Genomic DNA, 1,098 nt, shown 5'->3' on the forward strand with positions numbered 1-1,098 from the left:
CCTAGGGCCTGTTCCAGGTTCGGATCACTGGTTTTTGGGATTCGCCGGTGGCGGTCGGATGGGCCTGGTAGTTGTCGAGGGTGGCGCGTGGTGATCTCTCGGATGCCGAGTGGGAGTTGGTCGAGCCGTTCTTGCCGGTGGGCGAGCGCGGCCCGGTCCCTGACCTGCGGCGGCTGTTCAACGCCGTGATGTGGCGGTTCAGGGCTGGGTGCCCGTGGCGGGATGTGCCGCAGGAGTACGGCTCCTGGTCGACCGTTTACGGCGCGTTCCAGCGTTGGGCGGTGGCGGGGACCTTCCGGACGCTGATGGAGGGGATGATCGCCGAGGCGGCGACGCGTGGTCAGGTCGATCTCGACCTGGTCAGCGTGGATTCCACGGTCGCGCGCGCTCATCATCACGCGGCGGGCATGGCTGTCGACCCCGAGCTGCTGAACGAGCTGGAGAAGGCCGTCACCGAGGAAAAGGGGATTCTCGAAAGGGGCAAAGCGCACCGGTAGCTCCGCCGGACGGGGACGGCGATGACGTGGTGCGTCAGGAGCGGCGGCGTTTACGGCGGCGGCGCAGAGCCCGGCTCCGTGCGGCTGAACTGGGCCGTTCCCGGGGAGGGCTGACCACCAAGACCCACCTCGCGGCCGAACGCCGGTGCCGGCCGCTGTCGTTCGTCCTCACCCCGGGGCAGGCCGCCGACAGCCCCCGCTTCGTCCCGGTTCTGGAGGGCATAAAGGTGCGTGGCCCGGTCGGCCGCCCGCGCACCCGGCCCGCCGCCGTCGCCGCGGACAAGGCCTACTCCTCCCGCGCCAACCGTGCCTACCTGCGGCGACGCCGCATCCGGGGTGTCATCCCGGAGAAGGCCGACCAGGCCGCCAACCGCAAGAAGAAGGGTTCTCGCGGCGGCCGCCCGGTCGGTCACGATCCGGACCTGTACAAGGACCGCAACACCGTCGAACGCTGCATCAACAAGATCAAGGAGTGGCGGGGCCTGGCCACCCGCTACGACAAGACCGCCACCAGCTACCTCGCCGGACTCCACCTACGCGGTGCCCTGATCTGGATCCGCAGCCTCCGACCAACATGATCCGAACCTGGAACAGGCCCTAG

Annotated in this window: 1 pseudogene; it reads left to right on the plus strand. The window is 69.2% G+C overall.

The window, feature by feature from the left end:
• The first annotated feature begins 80 nt into the window (after positions 1–80).
• Positions 81–1,075, plus strand: a pseudogene (locus tag ACL02U_RS32860) (IS5 family transposase).
• Positions 1,076–1,098: the final 23 nt, after the last annotated feature.

The sequence above is a fragment of the Streptomyces sp. MS06 genome (assembly GCF_047200655.1).
GTDB lineage: Bacteria > Actinomycetota > Actinomycetes > Streptomycetales > Streptomycetaceae > Streptomyces.